This window comes from Niallia sp. MER 6 (assembly GCF_023714395.1).
Classification (GTDB): Bacteria; Bacillota; Bacilli; order Bacillales; family Cytobacillaceae; genus Niallia.
This window is the reverse complement of record NZ_JAMAUK010000075.1, coordinates 1-3,204: the sequence shown is the minus strand read 5'-3', so window position 1 is coordinate 3,204 and position 3,204 is coordinate 1. Positions and strand designations below refer to the sequence as shown.

The 3,204-nt window shown below is 31.0% G+C and carries 3 protein-coding genes and 1 pseudogene; all 4 read right to left on the bottom strand.

Annotated features, from left to right (window positions below):
• Window positions 1-264, bottom strand: a pseudogene (locus tag M3600_RS28095) (alpha/beta hydrolase); the annotation flags it as partial.
• 267 nt (window positions 265-531) lie between these two features.
• A complete protein-coding gene (locus M3600_RS28090) occupies window positions 532-1,341 on the bottom strand; it encodes an ABC transporter permease subunit (RefSeq protein WP_251648521.1) in 810 nt (269 codons plus the stop codon).
• The gene (locus M3600_RS28085; RefSeq protein WP_251648519.1) at window positions 1,338-2,225 is read right to left on the bottom strand and encodes an ABC transporter ATP-binding protein; all 888 of its coding nucleotides are present in this window, start codon (window positions 2,223-2,225) and stop codon (window positions 1,338-1,340) included. The genes M3600_RS28090 and M3600_RS28085 overlap by 4 nt, the downstream gene beginning before the upstream one ends.
• A gap of 250 nt (window positions 2,226-2,475) precedes the next feature.
• Window positions 2,476-2,757 carry a hypothetical protein gene (locus M3600_RS28080; RefSeq protein WP_251648517.1) on the bottom strand — a complete coding sequence of 94 codons (282 nt, stop codon included), beginning with the start codon at window positions 2,755-2,757 and terminating at the stop codon, window positions 2,476-2,478.
• Between the last annotated feature and the right edge of the window lie 447 nt (window positions 2,758-3,204).

Below are 3,204 nucleotides of genomic sequence, written 5' to 3'. Positions count from 1 at the left end.
ATTTATTTGTAGATGTTTCAGTAAATCCCCATAATGTTCACAGGCCTTTGTTAAACTTTCCCCTACTTCTTTAGATGTACTTCCATATCCCGCTCTTGAAGGTGTTATTATGGAGTAACCATTATTTGGTAGTGATTTATATCCAAATTCTTCATTACAATTTGAGTGTCCACCGTGGAATATTAAAATTGGTTCTCCTTTACCGACCAATGAATATTCAATTGTTATTCCTTCTCTAGAATATTTTTTAATTGTTCGATCCATACTAACAACTCCCATAGCGATATTACAAGTTTCCCAACTAAATGTTTGACGAATTCTAAAAATTCATTATTTAGATAGTGGATTGAGGGTCAATTTAAGTAAAGCTATAGTATGTACTGGCAGTAAGTGACTTTGTATGTTCTTCTTCAAAACGGGTTTTTCAATACATTTCATTTAAGATTAAGAAAACTGATGTTTCTAAACTAGTAAGTAAACCTACTTAATAATTAAGTCAGGTTTACTTTTTAAACTTAGATATCGATGTATTTAAAGTGGTAAGTTACGACGTTTAAACACTACAACAGCTGCTGAATAAGTAAAAATTCCAATTCCGAATAGAATAATCGAAGGAATGAATATCTCAGCATTACCGCTTGCTATTTCACTAGGATTGTATAATGAAAATGGTGATAGGTTCCTCAACCATTCAAAATTCAAGCTAACTTTCCCTGCCATATCTAACCCATAAAAAATAAAGGTTAAAGCACCAGCTATACCAAGCGATTTTTTCTCGTCGTTACATAAAGATGAAATCAAAAAAGAATATCCGCCAACCACATAAAATAATAAAAATCCAACAAAGTTTATCTGGAAAAATGAATTAAATTCAAGCGAGTATTGTTTATCAATTAATGTTTCAGCAGCAACGATACCACCTAAGAATGTTAATAATACAATGAGTAGTAATCCACCAATCAATACTAATGCTTGAGTTAACGCTATTTGACTACGAGTAACTTTGGTAGAGAGTAAATAAGCCATAGACCCTTTATCAACAAGATGTGACAACAGTTGAGTTGCGGTAATTACACAAAAAACACTTAAGATAATTGGGAAAAACAGACCGAAATATTCAGCAGAAATAAATCCACCATAACTAATTAGCGAATCAAGTCCAAGTGCTTTCTTCATAGTTTCAGGAATTATATTTATTAAATCATTTATTGCCTCGGTATTATCTGCAAACATGGGATATAAAGATGTCATTAAAACTACATACAGTGCCGAACCGAACCCAAAACTTAGAAAGTTTTTCATATTAAGTTTTACCATATGATTGAATAAAGAAATATTCATTCTACAGGCTCCTTCGTATCATAGTAGTTCATAAAAACATCTTCTAAGCTTTGATTAACACTACTTATATTTTTAACGTTATATTTAGACAATTCTTCTATTAGCTCATTGTAATCACCTTGGATTATAATGCGAACCACGTTGTCATTTGTGTTTTCAATGATTAAGTTAGATGTTTGGATTTTTTCCACATCATGTTTATTTGCAAGAGTAATATCATAAATTTTTCTTTGCATGAATTGTAGATCATGGATATTTTTAACTGTCACAATCCTTCCATCCTTTATAATGGCAGCTCTATCACAAGTCCTTTCTATTTCTGAAAAACTGTGGGAAGAAATTAGAAATGTTTTTCCTTTTGCTTTTTCCTCCAATACAAGGTCGATAAAAACCCTCTGCATTAATGGATCTAATCCTGACGTAGGTTCGTCTAATATATATACTTCAGGATTGTGCATGAATGTAACAACAATGCCTATCTTCTGTTTCATCCCTTTTGACATTTTACGAATCGGAGTTTTAGGATCAAACTGAAGGCGTTCAATTAGTTCATTACGCCTTTTCTTATCCTTAAGTCCTTGCATACCTGCCATTAAATCAATAAATTCTATTCCATTCATTCCATCCATAAAAGAAATTTCTCCTGGTAAATAACCTATTTTTTCTCTTGCTTTCTCTTGTTGTTCCCAAGTGTTAAACCCTTGGATTAAAGCAGTTCCTTTTTGCGGCTTCATGTAACCCATCAAATGACGAATCGTTGTGGTTTTTCCTGCACCATTCGGTCCTAGAAATCCGAACACTTCTCCTTTTCCTACCTCGAAGGTTACATCAAATATTCCCCTTCCATTTGAAAATTGTTGGGTTAAACCTTGAAGTTGTATCATATAGCATCTCCCCTATAAATAAATTTAATAATGAATAGTATTAAATGAAATATGATAACGTTTTTGAAAATAAGTCTCAGAACTAAACTGTCTATATTTAGCTAACAGAACAAAGAATACTTTGAGAAGTATCCTAAATATACAAATTTAAAATAAAACCTACCCTTTTTAAAGTCTATTATTGTACGACTTACCAGGTTTTTTAACATTGGAAATGCTCGTGTAACTATAATGTGTTTAGTCACTATCGCTATTTATCAAAGTATTTTGTGATTAACATTTGTATGAAAAAGTAAACTACTGCAGAACTGAAAATAAATATTAGAAACTCTTTTATCTTTTTTTGATCCATCAATAATTCCTCATTATAGAAAAATTGCATATTATTATTTATAGAAACTGGTATGGTATAGATTGATAAAATTAATCCGACAACAGCAAATATTCCGTATATATTTAATACTGTTCTAATTGTTATATTTTTCTTTTTATATAAATCAGCATCTCGGGACATTTGGGTATTTGTGTTCAAACTGCTTCCCCCTTTTTTTAATGTATAAGTAACTATACGACTTAATACAATAAAGGTTGCTTATTATTTCAACTCAAATGCCTTTTTTATGATTAATCCTTATACAGCATACATATTTATTCTCATAAACAACAATTATGGTAGTTGCTTATTTGCCAAACTACATCCTAAACAAAAAATTCTATAATTTAATATTTGGAGAGAACTCATTCGACGAATTTCATAAAAATAGAAATTCTCTTCTTAATCTAAACTTACTCAATAAACACTTACTAAAACAATCTAAGTTTGTGAACAATTACACTTACACTAAACTGCCTCTTTCGTATTATAAGGTTAACCAGAAATGAAAATATTTCTAGTTGACCATTTTTTATATGGGCTTATTATAACTGTAGCCGGGGTAAAACGTAACTGCCAGTGGGACAGAGATCCCGTCTGCTAAAC